The 13,328-nt window shown below is 57.0% G+C and carries 18 protein-coding genes and 2 pseudogenes; 6 read left to right on the top strand and 14 right to left on the bottom strand.

Going from position 1 to position 13,328, the window contains the following annotated elements; translation table 11 throughout:
- The 11 genes from DQ397_RS04105 to DQ397_RS04055 all read right to left on the bottom strand — a co-directional run bounded on the left by DQ397_RS04105 (window position 1) and on the right by DQ397_RS04055 (window position 6,824).
- Window positions 1-348 carry an Arc family DNA-binding protein gene (locus DQ397_RS04105; protein ID WP_043214599.1) on the bottom strand — a complete coding sequence of 116 codons (348 nt, stop codon included), beginning with the start codon at window positions 346-348 and terminating at the stop codon, window positions 1-3.
- A 12-nt stretch (window positions 349-360) separates the two neighbouring features.
- Window positions 361-1,365: a nucleoid-associated protein YejK gene (yejK, locus tag DQ397_RS04100; RefSeq protein WP_043214601.1), complete on the bottom strand. Its 1,005-nt coding sequence runs from the start codon at window positions 1,363-1,365 to the stop codon at window positions 361-363.
- Window positions 1,365-1,598 carry a hypothetical protein gene (locus DQ397_RS04095; protein WP_043214603.1) on the bottom strand — a complete coding sequence of 78 codons (234 nt, stop codon included), beginning with the start codon at window positions 1,596-1,598 and terminating at the stop codon, window positions 1,365-1,367. The genes yejK and DQ397_RS04095 overlap by 1 nt, the downstream gene beginning before the upstream one ends.
- Window positions 1,591-1,848 carry a hypothetical protein gene (locus DQ397_RS04090; RefSeq protein ID WP_052352507.1) on the bottom strand — a complete coding sequence of 86 codons (258 nt, stop codon included), beginning with the start codon at window positions 1,846-1,848 and terminating at the stop codon, window positions 1,591-1,593. Before DQ397_RS04090 ends, DQ397_RS04095 begins: the two co-directional genes overlap by 8 nt.
- On the bottom strand, window positions 1,845-2,363 hold the full coding sequence (locus DQ397_RS04085; RefSeq protein WP_043214604.1) for a hypothetical protein: 519 nt from the start codon (window positions 2,361-2,363) through the stop codon (window positions 1,845-1,847). Before DQ397_RS04085 ends, DQ397_RS04090 begins: the two co-directional genes overlap by 4 nt.
- Complete coding sequence (locus DQ397_RS04080; protein ID WP_043214607.1) at window positions 2,353-2,541, bottom strand: hypothetical protein; 189 nt, start codon at window positions 2,539-2,541, stop codon at window positions 2,353-2,355. The genes DQ397_RS04085 and DQ397_RS04080 overlap by 11 nt, the downstream gene beginning before the upstream one ends.
- Window positions 2,538-3,884: a replicative DNA helicase gene (gene dnaB, locus DQ397_RS04075; RefSeq protein ID WP_043214609.1), complete on the bottom strand. Its 1,347-nt coding sequence runs from the start codon at window positions 3,882-3,884 to the stop codon at window positions 2,538-2,540. The genes DQ397_RS04080 and dnaB overlap by 4 nt, the downstream gene beginning before the upstream one ends.
- A complete protein-coding gene (locus DQ397_RS04070) occupies window positions 3,881-4,579 on the bottom strand; it encodes a DUF2786 domain-containing protein (protein ID WP_080642147.1) in 699 nt (232 codons plus the stop codon). The genes dnaB and DQ397_RS04070 overlap by 4 nt, the downstream gene beginning before the upstream one ends.
- Before the next feature lie 2 nt (window positions 4,580-4,581).
- Complete coding sequence (locus tag DQ397_RS04065; protein WP_043214613.1) at window positions 4,582-5,334, bottom strand: hypothetical protein; 753 nt, start codon at window positions 5,332-5,334, stop codon at window positions 4,582-4,584.
- Window positions 5,327-6,211, bottom strand: coding sequence for a ParA family protein (locus DQ397_RS04060; protein ID WP_148921485.1), 885 nt, complete (start codon window positions 6,209-6,211; stop codon window positions 5,327-5,329). Before DQ397_RS04060 ends, DQ397_RS04065 begins: the two co-directional genes overlap by 8 nt.
- A 304-nt stretch (window positions 6,212-6,515) precedes the next feature.
- Window positions 6,516-6,824, bottom strand: coding sequence for a DUF4400 domain-containing protein (locus tag DQ397_RS04055; protein ID WP_238556636.1), 309 nt, complete (start codon window positions 6,822-6,824; stop codon window positions 6,516-6,518).
- Between the two features lie 221 nt (window positions 6,825-7,045).
- On the opposite strand from DQ397_RS04055, the gene DQ397_RS04050 reads away from it, so the two are divergent.
- The 5 genes and pseudogenes from DQ397_RS04050 to DQ397_RS04030 all read left to right on the top strand — a co-directional run bounded on the left by DQ397_RS04050 (window position 7,046) and on the right by DQ397_RS04030 (window position 8,718).
- Window positions 7,046-7,363, top strand: coding sequence for a hypothetical protein (locus tag DQ397_RS04050; protein ID WP_052352508.1), 318 nt, complete (start codon window positions 7,046-7,048; stop codon window positions 7,361-7,363).
- A 211-nt stretch (window positions 7,364-7,574) separates the two neighbouring features.
- Window positions 7,575-7,865 (top strand): SMI1/KNR4 family protein, encoded by a 291-nt coding sequence (locus tag DQ397_RS24945; protein WP_148921484.1) that lies wholly within the window; start codon window positions 7,575-7,577, stop codon window positions 7,863-7,865.
- A 57-nt stretch (window positions 7,866-7,922) separates the two neighbouring features.
- Window positions 7,923-8,126 (top strand): annotated as a pseudogene (locus DQ397_RS04040) (transposase); the annotation flags it as partial.
- 5 nt (window positions 8,127-8,131) lie between these two features.
- The gene (locus tag DQ397_RS24940; RefSeq protein ID WP_202959344.1) at window positions 8,132-8,389 is read left to right on the top strand and encodes a DNA/RNA non-specific endonuclease; all 258 of its coding nucleotides are present in this window, start codon (window positions 8,132-8,134) and stop codon (window positions 8,387-8,389) included.
- A gap of 2 nt (window positions 8,390-8,391) precedes the next feature.
- The gene (locus tag DQ397_RS04030) at window positions 8,392-8,718 is read left to right on the top strand and encodes a hypothetical protein (RefSeq protein ID WP_148921483.1); all 327 of its coding nucleotides are present in this window, start codon (window positions 8,392-8,394) and stop codon (window positions 8,716-8,718) included.
- 370 nt (window positions 8,719-9,088) lie between these two features.
- On the opposite strand, the pseudogene DQ397_RS24935 reads toward DQ397_RS04030, so the two are convergent.
- Window positions 9,089-9,315 (bottom strand): annotated as a pseudogene (locus DQ397_RS24935) (conjugative coupling factor TraD, PFGI-1 class); the annotation flags it as partial.
- A gap of 186 nt (window positions 9,316-9,501) precedes the next feature.
- Here DQ397_RS24935 and DQ397_RS04020 point away from each other — a divergent pair.
- Window positions 9,502-10,218 (top strand): glycosyltransferase family 25 protein, encoded by a 717-nt coding sequence (locus DQ397_RS04020; protein ID WP_052352509.1) that lies wholly within the window; start codon window positions 9,502-9,504, stop codon window positions 10,216-10,218.
- A gap of 24 nt (window positions 10,219-10,242) precedes the next feature.
- On the opposite strand, the gene DQ397_RS04015 is transcribed toward DQ397_RS04020, so the two are convergent.
- The gene (locus DQ397_RS04015) at window positions 10,243-11,532 is read right to left on the bottom strand and encodes an FAD-binding oxidoreductase (protein ID WP_043214617.1); all 1,290 of its coding nucleotides are present in this window, start codon (window positions 11,530-11,532) and stop codon (window positions 10,243-10,245) included.
- Window positions 11,533-11,606: 74 nt separating this feature from the next.
- Complete coding sequence (locus DQ397_RS04010) at window positions 11,607-13,166, bottom strand: amino acid permease (RefSeq protein ID WP_080642144.1); 1,560 nt, start codon at window positions 13,164-13,166, stop codon at window positions 11,607-11,609.
- Window positions 13,167-13,328 lie beyond the last annotated feature (162 nt).

The raw sequence follows: 13,328 nt of genomic DNA, 5'->3' as shown, positions 1-13,328 counted from the left end.
TCAGGCTCCTACGGCTACGGCGTTGGCTTGATGGGTCAGCATGTGCCCGGTGTTGCGTACCAAGACCAGGACCTCAGCTACGTCTTCCTGGGTAGCGGTCGAGTTCTGCAGCAGGCGATCGATGATCCGATAGGCGCGATTCAGCTCGGATTTGAGTTCCTCGGTATCAACAGTCTCGATCTGTACTGGCTCAAACCGATTGTTGAGCAGCGATTGTTCGAGGCGATCAATGATCTCGCTGTTCATGGAGCGGTGGTTCGCACGAGCCACTTCGGCAACACGCTCGCGCATGCCGTCCGGCAGGCGAACAACGAATTTGTCAGCGGTACGGGAATTGGTTGCTTTCATGGGGTGTTCTCCTTACTGGCGGCGCTTGAGCTGGTCGGTGAGTTGAGTCGGCAGGTTCTTGATCGTCAGGGAGCCGGTGTCGGCGTCATACGTGACGTTGGAACCGAGCAGATGCGCTTCAAAGCTGATCGACAGGCCTTCGGCGCGGCCGGTGAACCGGCGGAATTGGTTGAGTACCCGCACGTCGGCGGGGATCTCCGGCGACAAGCCGTAGTCGCTGTTGCGGATGTGGTCGTAGAAGGCTTTCGGGCGATCTTCGTCGATCAGGCTGGAGAGCTCTTCCAGGGTCATGGCCTGGCCCAGCTTGGTCTGGCTGGTGGCGTAGTCGAGGAGGGTCTGGGTCTTTTCGCGAGCGGACTCCTCGGGCAGGTCCTCGCTTTCGATGAAGTCGCTGAAGGCCTTGAGCAGCGTGCGAGTTTCACCGGGGCCGTCGACCCCATCCTGGCACCCGATGAAGTCGCGGAAGTAGTCGGCGCTCTTCTTGCCGTTCTTGCCCTTGACGTAGGAGATGTACTGCTTTGATTTTGGATTGTTCCGCCACTCGCTCAGATTGATCCGAGCTGCGCAGGAGAAGTTGCTGGTGTCCAGATAGCGGGAGGCGACAACGTTGAGATCACCATCCAGGCCAACGGTCTCGACCTGTTGCAGGACGGCAATCATCAGGTATTCAGTCAACCCCTGCTGGTAGTGGGTGAAGAGCACATGCCCACCGATGGACAGGTTGACCTCCTCCATCAACTTTTGCAGATGCTCGACTGCCATATGGCTGAAGCTGGTGAAGTCATGCTGCTCATCCAGGTACTGTTTCAGCCAGCCGCTGAATGGGTAGGCTCCTGATTCATCGTGGAAGAAACCCCATGCTTTGCCCTGCTTGGCGTTGTAGCTGTCGTTCAGGTCGCCCTGCAGATGCTCGATGGCATCGGTATTAGGCAACTCTGTGTCACGGGCATGAAGCACCGCGGGGCTGCCGTCAGGCTGCTTGTCGAGCTGGTGAATGATTACGTGTCGGATTGGCATTAGTGCATCCCCTGCGAGCTGTTGTTTTGGACCTCGGCACGGCGAAGCAGCGCCCGAGTGTTACGCTCGGTACGGTGGTCGCTCGGCGAGCAGGAGGTGAAAATAGGGGTGAAGCCGGCCTTGCTGAATTTCAGATGGCCGCTGTTGGAGCGGGTGAGTGTCCAGCCCTCGGCGATGGCAAATTTCGCGAGTCGACGTACGCTCTCGTGGGCACCGCGCAGGAGATTACGCATGGCCTTTCTCCTGGTCGGTCAACAAGGCCTCACCGGTCAGTATCCAGCGGCTAGCGATGTACTTGTCGCGGTCCCCAGGCTCATCCTGTTGTTGCTCAACAGTGGCTTTGCCTTCTCCAAAGAGACGGGAAGCCAACCGCTCGGCAGCCGTGCGGTCATTCGCAGAGCAGCTCGCACGTTTGCCTTTCACCGTGTTTGTCCAGAAGCCTGCACCGTCGAATTTCACGACGCACTTCACTGCGAGAGTCATTGGCCACCTCCAGCACTCAGGACATTCCCGGCCTGGATGGCGACGATCTCAGGGCTGTTACCGGGATACTGGGTGGCCAGGTCAGTAAGAAATTCGCGAGTAGCTTCTCGCGAGCCCGGGATGCGGAATACGACGGTGCAGTGATGGGCGTCGCCCTGGGCTGAGTCCAGGTGAGGTGTGATCGCGACCTTCAACCCGCAGGCCAGCAAGTGCTTGGGTACCCAAATGGACCAGAAGTAGTTTGTCAGTAGGGCGGGCTGGCCAAGTAGGCTCACCGTGATCCCGTTGGAGGTGATCGTCTCGACTTCGATGTACTGCAGACGCTCAAGCTCCTGCAGTGGTTCGGCCAGCTCCACGGGAGCTACCGTCTGGCCGAACTGGCTAAGCCGGGATATGACTAGGCTCAGCGCATCGAGCCACGTCGCATTGAGCCCAGATTGATGCGCAAACGCTAAGGCCGACTGCTCGGCACCGGCGATCGCGGAGATCGATGGATAGGCCTGTTCAGTTTGCACGGGCCACCTCCTCGAGCTGCTCAATGTCGTAGCTACCGCAAACGGGGCAAACCAACACTTCGGCTTCACCCTCAGGGGTATGCTCGGCGGGGTGTACCTCGCGCACTTGGTTCAATGAGAAATGCCGACCGCAGCCGCGGCAGTCATGGGTAATCGATTGCGTTTGAAGAGGCGTCATGCGGCGGCTCCTTGCCAAAGGTCGGCAGTGAGATTTGCGAAGCGGGTTTGATTGGCGATGAAGGCGGCTCGAACCGAGCCTGTGGGGCCCTGGCGCTGCTTTCCGATGATGATTTCCGCGATACCTTTCTGGTCCGTGTCCTTGTTGTAGTACTCGTCCCGGTACACAAACATGATCACGTCAGCGTCCTGTTCGATCGCGCCGCTATCACGCAAGTCGGCATTGATTGGGCGCTTATTGGGCCGGCGCTCCAGCTCGCGATTGAGCTGGGAGAGCGCCACGAAGGGGCAGTTGAACTCCTTCGCAATGCCTTTCAGCGCACGGGAGATGACGCTGATTTCATTGGCTCGGTTTTCCTGCCCGGAGCACGTCATCATCTGGAGATAATCAGCGAGGATGAGGCACGGCTTTCCAAAGCGGCGGCTGGCCCGCCGGACCTTAGCCCTCATGGCCGCAGGTGTCAGACTGGCGGTGTCATCGATGACAAGCCGATCCCCATACGACTTCATGATGTGCACGGCGTTGGTGAGCTTTGGCCAGTCCTCATCTTCCAACTGTCCGCTCAACAACTTCTGCAGGTCGATATGGCCCAGGATGGCCAGCATGCGGAAGATCAGCGCCTCGGTAGGCATCTCCATGCTGAAGACCACCACGATCTCGTTCGGAGAGTGGTTCAGCGCGGCATCTACCATGTTCAAGCAGAACGATGTTTTGCCCATCGAAGGTCGGGCGCCCACGACGACCAGATCCGCTGGTTGCAACCCGCGTGTCATTGCATCGAGATCATCTAAGCCCGTGGGGAGTCCGGTTACAGAGACCTGGCCGTTAAAGTACTGGTCAATCTTCTCGATGACGCTCGACAGCGCGGAGTTCATGTCGGCAAATTCGCTTTGCGCACGGCCTTCGCCCAGGGCGTATAGCTGTTGCTCGATGCTGTCCTGGACTTCTGATGCGTCAGCCTGCTGATCCGCAGCTGCCCGCGTACCCTGGAAGCAGAGGGAGATCAGCCGGCGCAGGTGAGCCCGGTTTTGAACGATGTGGGCATAGTGCTCAATGTTCGCAACCGAGGGCGTGTTCTTGGCCAGCTCAGCCAGGTAGGGAAGCCCACCCACCTCTTCGGGCGTTGCCAGGGCTTCACTGACCGTCACGACATCAAATGGGCTGTTACGCTCAGCCAGCTCATAGATGGCTTTGAAGATCACCTTGTGCTCAGCACGGAAGAAGTCTTCCGGTTGCAGGCGGTCGCCAACCAGGTCCCAAGCCTCGTTGTCCAGCATTAACCCACCCAGGACGCCTTGCTCGGCTTCAATGGAGTGGGGAGGGGAGAGGTCAAGGACGCTCATCTTGCACCTCCATGGGCAATGGCTGGGTGTGGGTTGCGTCCAACCCCACGGTGGAGGAGGGCATGGCGACCCTGTTCAAAACCTGCCTGCAGGGACCCACGATCATGGCCCTTGGCCTCGGTAGGTTCGATGTCAAAGCGCTTGAGGTCAGGGTGGTGCCGAGTCAGGTAGGCCGTGATGTCGGCCTGAGTTTCAGGATCCAGCTCCCCTGCAAACTGGCGAACCTTGTGTGCCACTGCACCAATCCACCCTTCAGCGAACAGCTGGCCGCGACGGCGCTTGGTCTTGAGTTGGCAGCGTTTCTGTTGTGAAACATGCTCACGACGGGCTTTTTGCAGTTGTAGGGCGAGGCTGCTGTAGGCGTAGGAGGCCAGCTCTGGACCAATACCTTTGCCCAGGAACTTGAAGCAGTACCCCATCGATGGGTGGTAGTAGGAGAGGTGGCTGCAGTCGAAAGCAGCTGCACAGGTGGCGGCAAGTGAATGCAGCCAGTCAGCTGGAGAGCGACGGGTGCCGGTGCGAATGCTGGACTCATCGACCTGGCCCGCTCGAAGCTCCTCCGACTCGATGTTGTACTGCGCCATGAGCGTGCGGGCTTGGCGCAGCGCGATGCTGGCCTCGTTGCTGTTCGCACCTGGGTTGTTGGCCAAGGCCAGCAGCTTGGTGACTTTTTCGAGGACCTTCTGTTTGTCCATGCTCATGCTTGGCCCTCCTGCCTATTCGCTGCAGGCACCAGGGCCTCTTGCCAGAGGCGCAGTGTCTCGCGTTCGTCAGCAGTCAGGGTGGTCATGGCAACAGCTTCGGCCACTTTCTCCTGCACGAGTCGCAGGCGTTCCTCAACCGACGAACCGTCGTCGTAGGCGAGATGACTGGTCATGTCGCAGATCAAGAGGTAGCGGAGTGATCGGATGTTGCCGACACGGTGCTGCTCCACTGAATGCCCATAGAGCCGATCAGGTGTCTTCAGCTCGTTTCTGATGTAAACGTTGAATTCAGAAGGGTTATAGGAAGTGTTGAACTGCCGAGCACGATTCAGGATGAGTGCAGCTTTTACGGTTTCCAGAAGTTCTTCGTGAGTTTCGGTAGGCAATGGGAATGTACGGGCGACAAGCTGCTTCGCCAGTGCGTCCCGCGCATCTTGGCGGCGTTTAGCGTCCTTCTCCGTACGAACCCGCTTTTCTTTTGCATGGGTCACGCTCTGGCCGACTGAGTCAATAAGTCGGGAGGCATCCAGCAGCAGTTGACACTGATCTTGAGTCAAAAATGCGCTCAGATTTGCTACGAGGCCGCCGCCACGCTGGCGTCCGTTAGCTAGATTGCGCAACTCAGTCGCTGTCGCGGTGAGCTTTGTCTGTAGGCTGCGCAGGTCCTTGGAGCTGAACAGATTCCCGAGTCGGGCAACTTCGTCAGGAGTAACACCGACTGCTTGAGTTATTGGAGGCTTAGTCACGACGAGCCTCCTTGACGATTTCGGCAACGCGCTCCTCGGTCATGGCCTCAAAGCGCTCACGCCACTCAGGGAACGCTTCGATGGCTAGGCTGCGGATGATGCTCAGTGCGGAGGGCGACTTTCGGTTGGAAGGCTGGCGGTATTCCAGTCGATGGGCAGGTATGCCCAGTCGAGCGGCAGATTTGAAGACAACAGCGTTTGGAATAGTGGTATGGAGGACGGAGAAGTCACTGTGTCCGTCGAAGACCTCGCGGACTGTTCCGTGAACAAGGCGGGCATCAACGGTCTCTTCCAGGCCGTTGATGATGATGTTGATGTGAGGGATTTTCAGGCCCAGTCTGCTGTAGCTACGCAGGCCTTCCATCATGTGAATGGTGCCGCGGTTGAACTCGCGAGCTGCCAGCATGTTGGGGGGGAGAGGAGAGAGGACGATGTCCGAGGCAAGCACGACCATTTCCAGCATTGCGCTGCGAGCGCCCTGGGTGTCGAAGATGATCAAGTCGTAATCATCTTCAAACGCTGTGATCAGGTTCGCCAAGCGCAGTCTGCCATCGGGCGCCTGCAGTATGAGGTTGTTGAGTTGGTTGTTCGCATCGTTCGAAACGATGACGTCGAGGTTGGGGATGGTGGTTCGGGAGATGATCTGGTCGCGATTAGTGTTATTGAACGCGAGCAGCTCGAAGATACCGCCCTCGGCAGTGTGCTCCAGAGGGAAGTACGACGAAGCGGAGGGCTGGACTGGGTCCAGATCGATTAGGAGGGTACGCAGGCCTGCGTCAGCGGTGAAGGCTCCGAGGTTGGTCGAGCCGGTGGTCTTGCCAGTACCACCTTTGGTGGAGATCTTCCCGACGCGTTTTGCTTTGGTTGGTTGGGTCATTTCCAGGCCTCTAATGTGAAGGTCATTAGAGGCTGCGTAGGTAGGCAGAGCTTGTACTGAGATTCCTTCTCTAGTCGGATTCTGACTGTCGGAGCCAATTGTCTTTTAACCAATTGGTCGTAGGTTCGAATCCTACACGACCCACCATATTCACAGCGGTAATGCAGGTACTAGGAAGGGAAGGCTACTCACAGCCAATCTAGTCTTGCTGCCCCTGGAGCGACCCTTAGGCTCGCTTCGATGTGATTTCAGTATGGAATAGCCCGCGACCATCTAGGTTTGCGGGCTTTTTCGTTCTTGTCGGTCAGTTAGATTCCTGACTGTTCTCCTGATTTGATGCATGACGATCTATCTGAGAAATTCCAAGCGAAACAGCTTGGTGGCTGCCGCAGATGTCCAGCATCGGGCTGATGCTGATCGGGAGGGCCAGGTAGAACGTCCAGGGAAAGATGGCCAGCGGTATGATGGTCCCGCGTGCCTTGTGGTAGAGGTAGCTGGATTCTCGACCCGCGCCGAACCTCCGCAGATCACGGCGAAACAGGCCATCGACCAAGCCAGTGAACCCGGCCAGGGCGAACAGCGGAATGGTCGAGGCAAGGACTACCAAGCGCACGCAGAAATCAGAACGGTGAACAGGACTGCCAGGGCGTAGTTCTGAATAGTCGTCACGCTCTGCGCTGCCAGGTAGCGCACAACTAGCTCGCCCCGGGGGGGGGCTGCATTGGCCACATTTTCCATGCCTGGACCCAGCTGAGCATCCTGGTCCTTACCACCAGCCAGTCGTAGACCTCAATAACCAACCAAAGCAGTGCAGGACGGCAGGAGACTATCAAAGTGAGCGTTGGTGATTTAGATATTTTGCGCCAAGCATTTTGCAATACAGCGTTGCAGAAGGTTGGTGAGTTTGATAGGGATAAATTCAAAATTGATTTTAGTGGTAACTTGTCCGCTCGACTAGATAAGTATCTAAGCCGGCTATGCGAGGCTGCAAATAAAATGAATGCGGTAGAAGGGGATGATCTGGCCCTAAAGACTGCGCTGCTAATGGTGCGCTCCCATGCAATGTCGCTTTCAAGTTTCTTTGATGCCATTGTAGAGGACTCCGAGTTTTTGCTAAAAAATGGGACGTGGATGGATTTTCCTGATAGTTAATCAGAATATATGATGGGCTCTCCTCGCCAGTATTACCTAGATTGGGTGCATACGTCGATCCGCCCTTCTGTATTGAACATTTAGTTTTCTTCTCTCTACGATAGGCTCGACTCTGCTCAGTGCAGATGCCGACTGGCTTGACGTTCACAGCGCGTGGCTCTAATGTGTTCAATCTTGCCGTGTCTATTCCTAACATCAATGGGGTCAAGTAATGCTTAGTAAACTTGAAAGGCTATTGCTGCCTCCAGCGAGTAGCGCATACACAAGTCCCGATTGGGTCAAGGTGGAAAGCGAATATAGTATTCAACTACCTGCCGACTACAAAGCATTTGTCGAACGCTACGGTGGAGGAAGCATCGACGATTTTCTTTGGGTAATTGATCCTTTTTCTCGCAGTCCCCACATGAATTTCGATAAAAGTGAATATTTCAGAGAATCCTATGCGTTGATGAAGGTGGATTTTCCCCAAGACTATCCGAGGCCACCGTATCCTACCCACTGAATCGCCCCTGGTTTCGTAGTCACCTCCAAGCCTCATAATGAGCCCAAATAGGAGGTGCTGAGTCGCAAGCGTTACCCCGAAGAATTCAAGATCGAAGCGGTCAAGCAAGTGATCGATAAAGGCAAACCTGTCGCCGAGGTCGCCCAGCGCTCAGGGATGTCAGTGCACAGCCTTTACGCTTGGATCCAGGTCTACAGCAAGCCCCAAGAGAAGCGTCAGCAAGACGATGATCAGCAGGTGGCATTGATGGTGATGAGGGCGGTCACTTGATCGCCAGCATATTTAACGGCCCTGGCGAACGTCTAAACTTGCTGCCTATGAATGGGAATCTCAATAAGGGCGCTTGGAAGACGTTGGAGAACCAATGGGCGTCTGCGCTTAAAGAAGGAAAGTCGGTGGGTGTACAAATTGAACCGGTGTACACAGGCGGGTCTGTAAGGCCTGAGAAATTTACTGTGACATATCAGATAGGTTCGGAACGCCCAATAAGAGAAACTTTTGTCAATTCTCCGGGTGGGATATGAGTGTGGATGATGAGATTTATCAGGGCATTGGTGAGATTTTGGTTGCGATCTCTCCTGCTGATGCCGAGGTGGTACTGGTAGAGGCCGAACTTTCTCCGGAGGGTGATCACTGTAAGTTGTTGTTTGATTATTTGGGTCCTTCTGGAACCAAGCAATGGTTTTTGCCAAGTAGTGCGAAGGTGGATAGTGACTTGCTTCATCTTTTTGTTCGGCTTAGAAATTTCTTCGAGTTAAATGGGCTTTATGCGGAAGGTAAGCCATGGAAAGGCTGTATTGTCGAGCTCTGCCTGCGCAGTATGAAGATAAAAATCGACTTTAAGTATGAATAACTAACCTAGGTTTCTGACGCGCTTGAATAAACATAGCCCCGGAACTGCCAGGGCTGTTTGAGAAAAAGAGATCGCAAAAGCTCAATCAGATTCATCTCTTCGTCCAGCGGCATGAAGGGTATACCCCGTTCAGGGGAGATATCCTTGATCAGCCTGCTTGCGAATGGACGCGGGATGACCTAGTCGAGACCCTTGGCCCGCCAGATAGCCAGGGTGGCGATAAGATGGATGGCTTGTTGGGCTATATACGACCTTGGGTGCGCTTTAAAAAGTTTGGCTCGGCGTTGCACGCGGAGTTTTATCAAGACGGTCGTCTGTGGAAGTTTACACTCATGCTCGAGTAGAGGGAGATTTTGCAAAGTATACGTTGGCTGAAAGCATTGCCCTTGGACAGACCAACGACGTGTGCAGGCTCGATTCATCGGCACACTGGTCAGCTGTACGAATCATTCAGTTTGAAATCGTTCGCACTGCTTGCTGGGTGCTGTTGTCGATCTGCACCTTCGGTCGTTGATTGGTGATCAGCTCGGCGGTGGCGGTTTCGCGCACGCGTAGCATGAAGAGGTTGTTGAAGTTACCGATCACTTGGCTGGCTTTTCAGAGGACTATCAAAATGAGTGTTGATGATTAGCTATTTTGCGCCAAGCATTTTGTTATATAGCCTTCCAGAAATTAAACCTAATGACAGCCTGCCTCAGGTTGTCTCGCCGCCCCGTGGTGGTTCGATCGAAGTCTCCTATACTCAGATCCAATCGCTCTGACCCCTGCGCCGAGGGCCTCTGGATGAATGTGATCGACTACTTTGATCGCGCCCGAATCATCAACATCCCTTCTCGAAATGATCGCCGCATGGAAACCATGCAAGAGTTCGCCCGTCACGGTTTCAGTATCGATTTTGAAAAAATAGGCTTTTTCGACGCGGTTACACCCAGCGAGGGGGAGGGCTTCCCAAGTGCTGGGGCGAGGGGGTGCTTTCTGAGCCATCTCGGGATATTGGAAGACGCCATCCGATCAAAAGTGAACAACATCCTCATTCTGGAGGACGATATCCAGTTTTCCAGACGCATCGCCCAGTACGGCAAACAAGCGATCGAGTCCCTGCAGGGGATGGAGTGGGACATCGTCTACTTCGGGCATCCGTTCGAGGAGGAAGCCAATGTGCCGGGCTGGCAGGTGGTCGATCGTCCCATCCACCTGTCCCACTTTTATGCAGTGAACGGCCAATGCATCGAACGGTTGAGGGATTTTTTGTTCCAGATCCTGCAACGGCCGCCGGGTCACCCCGACGGCGGGCCTATGCATTACGACGCAGCCCTCAACACGTTGATCCACACGAACAAGGATCTACGGGCGTTCTATTTCACCCGGAACCTTGGCTATCAACGCCCTTCGCGCGCCGATCTGCATGAGCTGTCCTTCCTGGATAGAAGTCGGCTCTTGCGTCCGGTGATGAACAATCTGCGCAGGTTCAAGGCAACCCTGCTCAGAAAAACGCGTTAGTCAGCTGGCGAAACGCGCTCGGTTTCATTTGTTCAGGCGTCGGGCATCGAAGGCATCGATGGCCTGGTAGGTGGTATAGGTCGCCTGGGCGGCCACGAGGCCAGCGAGGCCGAAGGTGCGGGTCAGGCCGAACTGCCCGAAGCCCTCTGGCATAGGAAGCCTGCGCGCAATGGCATCGGCGAGTACTTCGCCGGCAACCGTGGTTGGCGCCATGCCGTGGCCACCGAAGCCGACCGCGTGCCAGATGCCATTGTCATCCTGGCCGAGCTGGGCCATCTGGTGGCGCCCATAGCTCATCAGGCCGCCCCAGGAATAGTCGATCTGCACATCCTCGAGCTGAGGGTAGACCGTGACCAGGTCCGTCTTGAGCAGCTTGGCGATGGCCTCGGGCCCGCGATCGAGGATGGAGATGCGCCCGCCCCACAGGATGCGGGTGTCTTGCAGGGGGCGGTAGTAATCGAATGCAAAGCGGGTGTCATAGACAGCCGATTCGCAGGCAATGGCGTCCTTCAGTCGCGCCCCCAGGGGTTGGGTGGCAACCACGTAGGTGGCAATCGGCAGTACCGCGCGCTCGACGGGGCGATAGACGCCTCGTGCGTAGCCGCCACCTGAGAACACGACTTCTTCTGCATGCACTTCACCGCCTGCGGTGCGCACCACGTACTTGCCTGAGCGCTTTTCAATGCCGAGCACGGGGGAGTGTTCGAACAGGCGCGCGCCGAGGTCGGTGATGGTGCGTGCCACCCCGCACACATACTTCAGAGGGTGAAAGTGGAATGCGTTGCGCTCCAGCAGTCCACCGTAGTAGCGGTCGGTGTTGAGCATTTCCTTGAGTTCGCCGGCAGAAATGCATTCCCACTCAACTCCGTAGGCCTGCTTCATCAATTGGCGCGGTTTTTCCAGGCGGGCCGGATCGTTGAACCAGTTGGCGAGGATCACGCCTTTATCGACCAGGTCGCAATCGATGGCGTATTGGCGGGCGCGCGTGCGGATCAGGTCGACGGCGTTGACTGTCAGCTGGTACAGCCTGCGTGCTTCGGTGGCGCCCAGGGTGGACAGCAGGTCCGCGTTGCCCAGGCTGTAGCCGCCGAATACAAACCCCCCGTTGCGCCCTGAGGCGCCATGCCCCACCTGCTGCGACTCCAGCACCACCACGTCAGTGACGCCGCGTTCGGCAAGCCCCAGGGCGGTCGAAAGGCCGGCCAGGCCGCCGCCGAGGATGCACACCCGGGTATCGGTGCGGCCCGAGTGGACGGGGTACGAAGCGCGTGCGACGGAGGCTTCGTAGAAGGATTTGCTGAAATCGGTGCTCATCGGTGGTCCTACGCGGTAGTGGGCATTCGCTCAAGGCAACAAGGCGCCGGGCAGATGCTCGGCGCCTTGGTGGTTCAGGCCGAGACCTGTTGGCCTAGCGCAACGCCATCCAAGTTGCTCTGGGCTTTTCGTTCGTCTTGTCTGCGTCTGGTTTCGATCACGCTGAAATCCATTTCCCGGTAGCGGACGATGCGCGATCGGGTGATCAACTTGTGGCCGTACCACATCACCGCGAACAGCACCAAGCCGATGTAGGTCGCAGCCGCACCTACCCAGTCGATGCGATCTCCGATAAAGGCCTGGTAGTTCTGACCCAGCATGACGACCATGCACAGGGCGAAGGCAAAGAACGGCCCGAACGGGAAGAACTTCGAAACGTACGGGAGCTTGTCGAGGCTGTTGCCCTGCAGCTTGTAGCCGCGGCGGAAGCGATAGTGGCTGATGGCGATGCCCAGCCAGGCGATGAACCCCAGCATCCCGGAGGTATTCAACAGCCACAGGTAGAGCTTGCCGGGGCTGAACAGGAAGCTCAGCAGGCACAGTCCCGCCACCACTGTGGTGGCGAGCAACGCCCAGACCGGCGTACCCGAGCGGGTGAGCTTGGCGAACAGTGCCGGAGCCTTGCGCTCGACAGCCAGGCTGTAGAGCATGCGCGACGAGGCGTACATCCCTGAGTTGCCGGCCGACAGCACGGAGGTGAGGATGACCGCGTTCATGAGGGCGGCAGCAGCCAGCATGTCGGCTTTCTCGAAGATCAAGGTGAACGGGCTGATGGTGATGTCGGACAGCCCATCCTTGAGTAGGCGTGGGTCCGTGTAGGGGATCAGCAGGCCGATCACGATAATGGTGCAGACATAGAACAGCAGGATGCGCCAGAAGATCTGGCGGACGGCCTTGGGAATGTTGCGCCCAGGGTTTTCGGTTTCCCCGGCTGCGATGCCGACGAACTCGGTCCCCTGGAACGAGAAGCCGACGATCATGGCCACGCCGATCAGTGCAGGCAGGCCGCCGGCGATCGGGCCATCGCCGATATGCCACAGGTGCGCGCCACCGTCCTGGCCACCATCGAGAATGCCCAGCAGCATCAACACGCCGATGAAGATGAACGCGATGATGGTGATGACTTTGATCAGGGCGAACCAGAATTCCGTCTCGCCGAAAAAGCGCACGGAGGCGACGTTCAAGGCAAAGAGCAGGCCCAGGAACAGGGCGCTCCAGATCACCCCGGGCGTGTCGGGGAACCAGTAGGACATGATGATCTGCACGGCCACCAAGTCGACCGCAATGGTCACGGCCCAGGAGTACCAGTAGTTCCAGCCCAAGGCAAAACCGAAGCTTTCGTCGACGTAGCGCGAGGCATAGGTCGCGAATGAGCCGCTGACCGGCATGCAGGCGGCAAGCTCGCCCAGGCTGGTCATCAGGAAGTAGACCATCAAGCCGATGATCGCGAAGGAGAGCAGTGCGCCGCCGGGGCCGGATTGTGCAATGGTGGCGCCAGAGGAAACGAAGAGCCCGGTGCCGATGGAGCCGCCAATGGCAATCATGTTCAGGTGGCGGCTGTTCAGGGTTCTCTTCAGGTGACCGGAGGTGTTGCTGGTGGTAGCCGAACTCGCGTTTTTATTGGAATGGGTCATGGGCAACCTTTTGACCTGCGTTCATTTTTTGGATTTGTTTTTGTTTTCTGGTGGCGCCTGCGATCGAGGCTGGCCGAGCAGCAAGGCCCAATGCGCGTTGAGCCGGTCGTCAACCGTGCGGTGTCTCCTGTGTAATCGCGGGTTTTATTGATCGAGATCAGT

This window comes from Pseudomonas sp. CK-NBRI-02, from assembly GCF_008124495.1.
GTDB lineage: Bacteria > Pseudomonadota > Gammaproteobacteria > Pseudomonadales > Pseudomonadaceae > Aquipseudomonas > Aquipseudomonas guariconensis.
The sequence above is the reverse complement of the archived record's forward strand: the minus strand, read 5'-3'. Positions and strand labels throughout refer to the sequence as shown.

Coding starts and splice junctions, on each gene's coding strand:
- DQ397_RS24945 (WP_148921484.1), top strand. CDS start 7,575: ATGCTTAGTAAACTTGAAAGGCTATTGCTGCCTCCAGCGAGTAGCGCA.
- yejK (WP_043214601.1), bottom strand. CDS start 1,365: ATGCCAATCCGACACGTAATCATTCACCAGCTCGACAAGCAGCCTGAC.
- DQ397_RS04060 (WP_148921485.1), bottom strand. CDS start 6,211: ATGACCCAACCAACCAAAGCAAAACGCGTCGGGAAGATCTCCACCAAA.
- DQ397_RS04105 (WP_043214599.1), bottom strand. CDS start 348: ATGAAAGCAACCAATTCCCGTACCGCTGACAAATTCGTTGTTCGCCTG.
- DQ397_RS04080 (WP_043214607.1), bottom strand. CDS start 2,541: ATGACGCCTCTTCAAACGCAATCGATTACCCATGACTGCCGCGGCTGC.
- DQ397_RS04095 (WP_043214603.1), bottom strand. CDS start 1,598: ATGCGTAATCTCCTGCGCGGTGCCCACGAGAGCGTACGTCGACTCGCG.
- dnaB (WP_043214609.1), bottom strand. CDS start 3,884: ATGAGCGTCCTTGACCTCTCCCCTCCCCACTCCATTGAAGCCGAGCAA.
- DQ397_RS04010 (WP_080642144.1), bottom strand. CDS start 13,166: ATGACCCATTCCAATAAAAACGCGAGTTCGGCTACCACCAGCAACACC.
- DQ397_RS04090 (WP_052352507.1), bottom strand. CDS start 1,848: ATGACTCTCGCAGTGAAGTGCGTCGTGAAATTCGACGGTGCAGGCTTC.
- DQ397_RS04070 (WP_080642147.1), bottom strand. CDS start 4,579: ATGGACAAACAGAAGGTCCTCGAAAAAGTCACCAAGCTGCTGGCCTTG.
- DQ397_RS04015 (WP_043214617.1), bottom strand. CDS start 11,532: ATGAGCACCGATTTCAGCAAATCCTTCTACGAAGCCTCCGTCGCACGC.
- DQ397_RS04020 (WP_052352509.1), top strand. CDS start 9,502: ATGAATGTGATCGACTACTTTGATCGCGCCCGAATCATCAACATCCCT.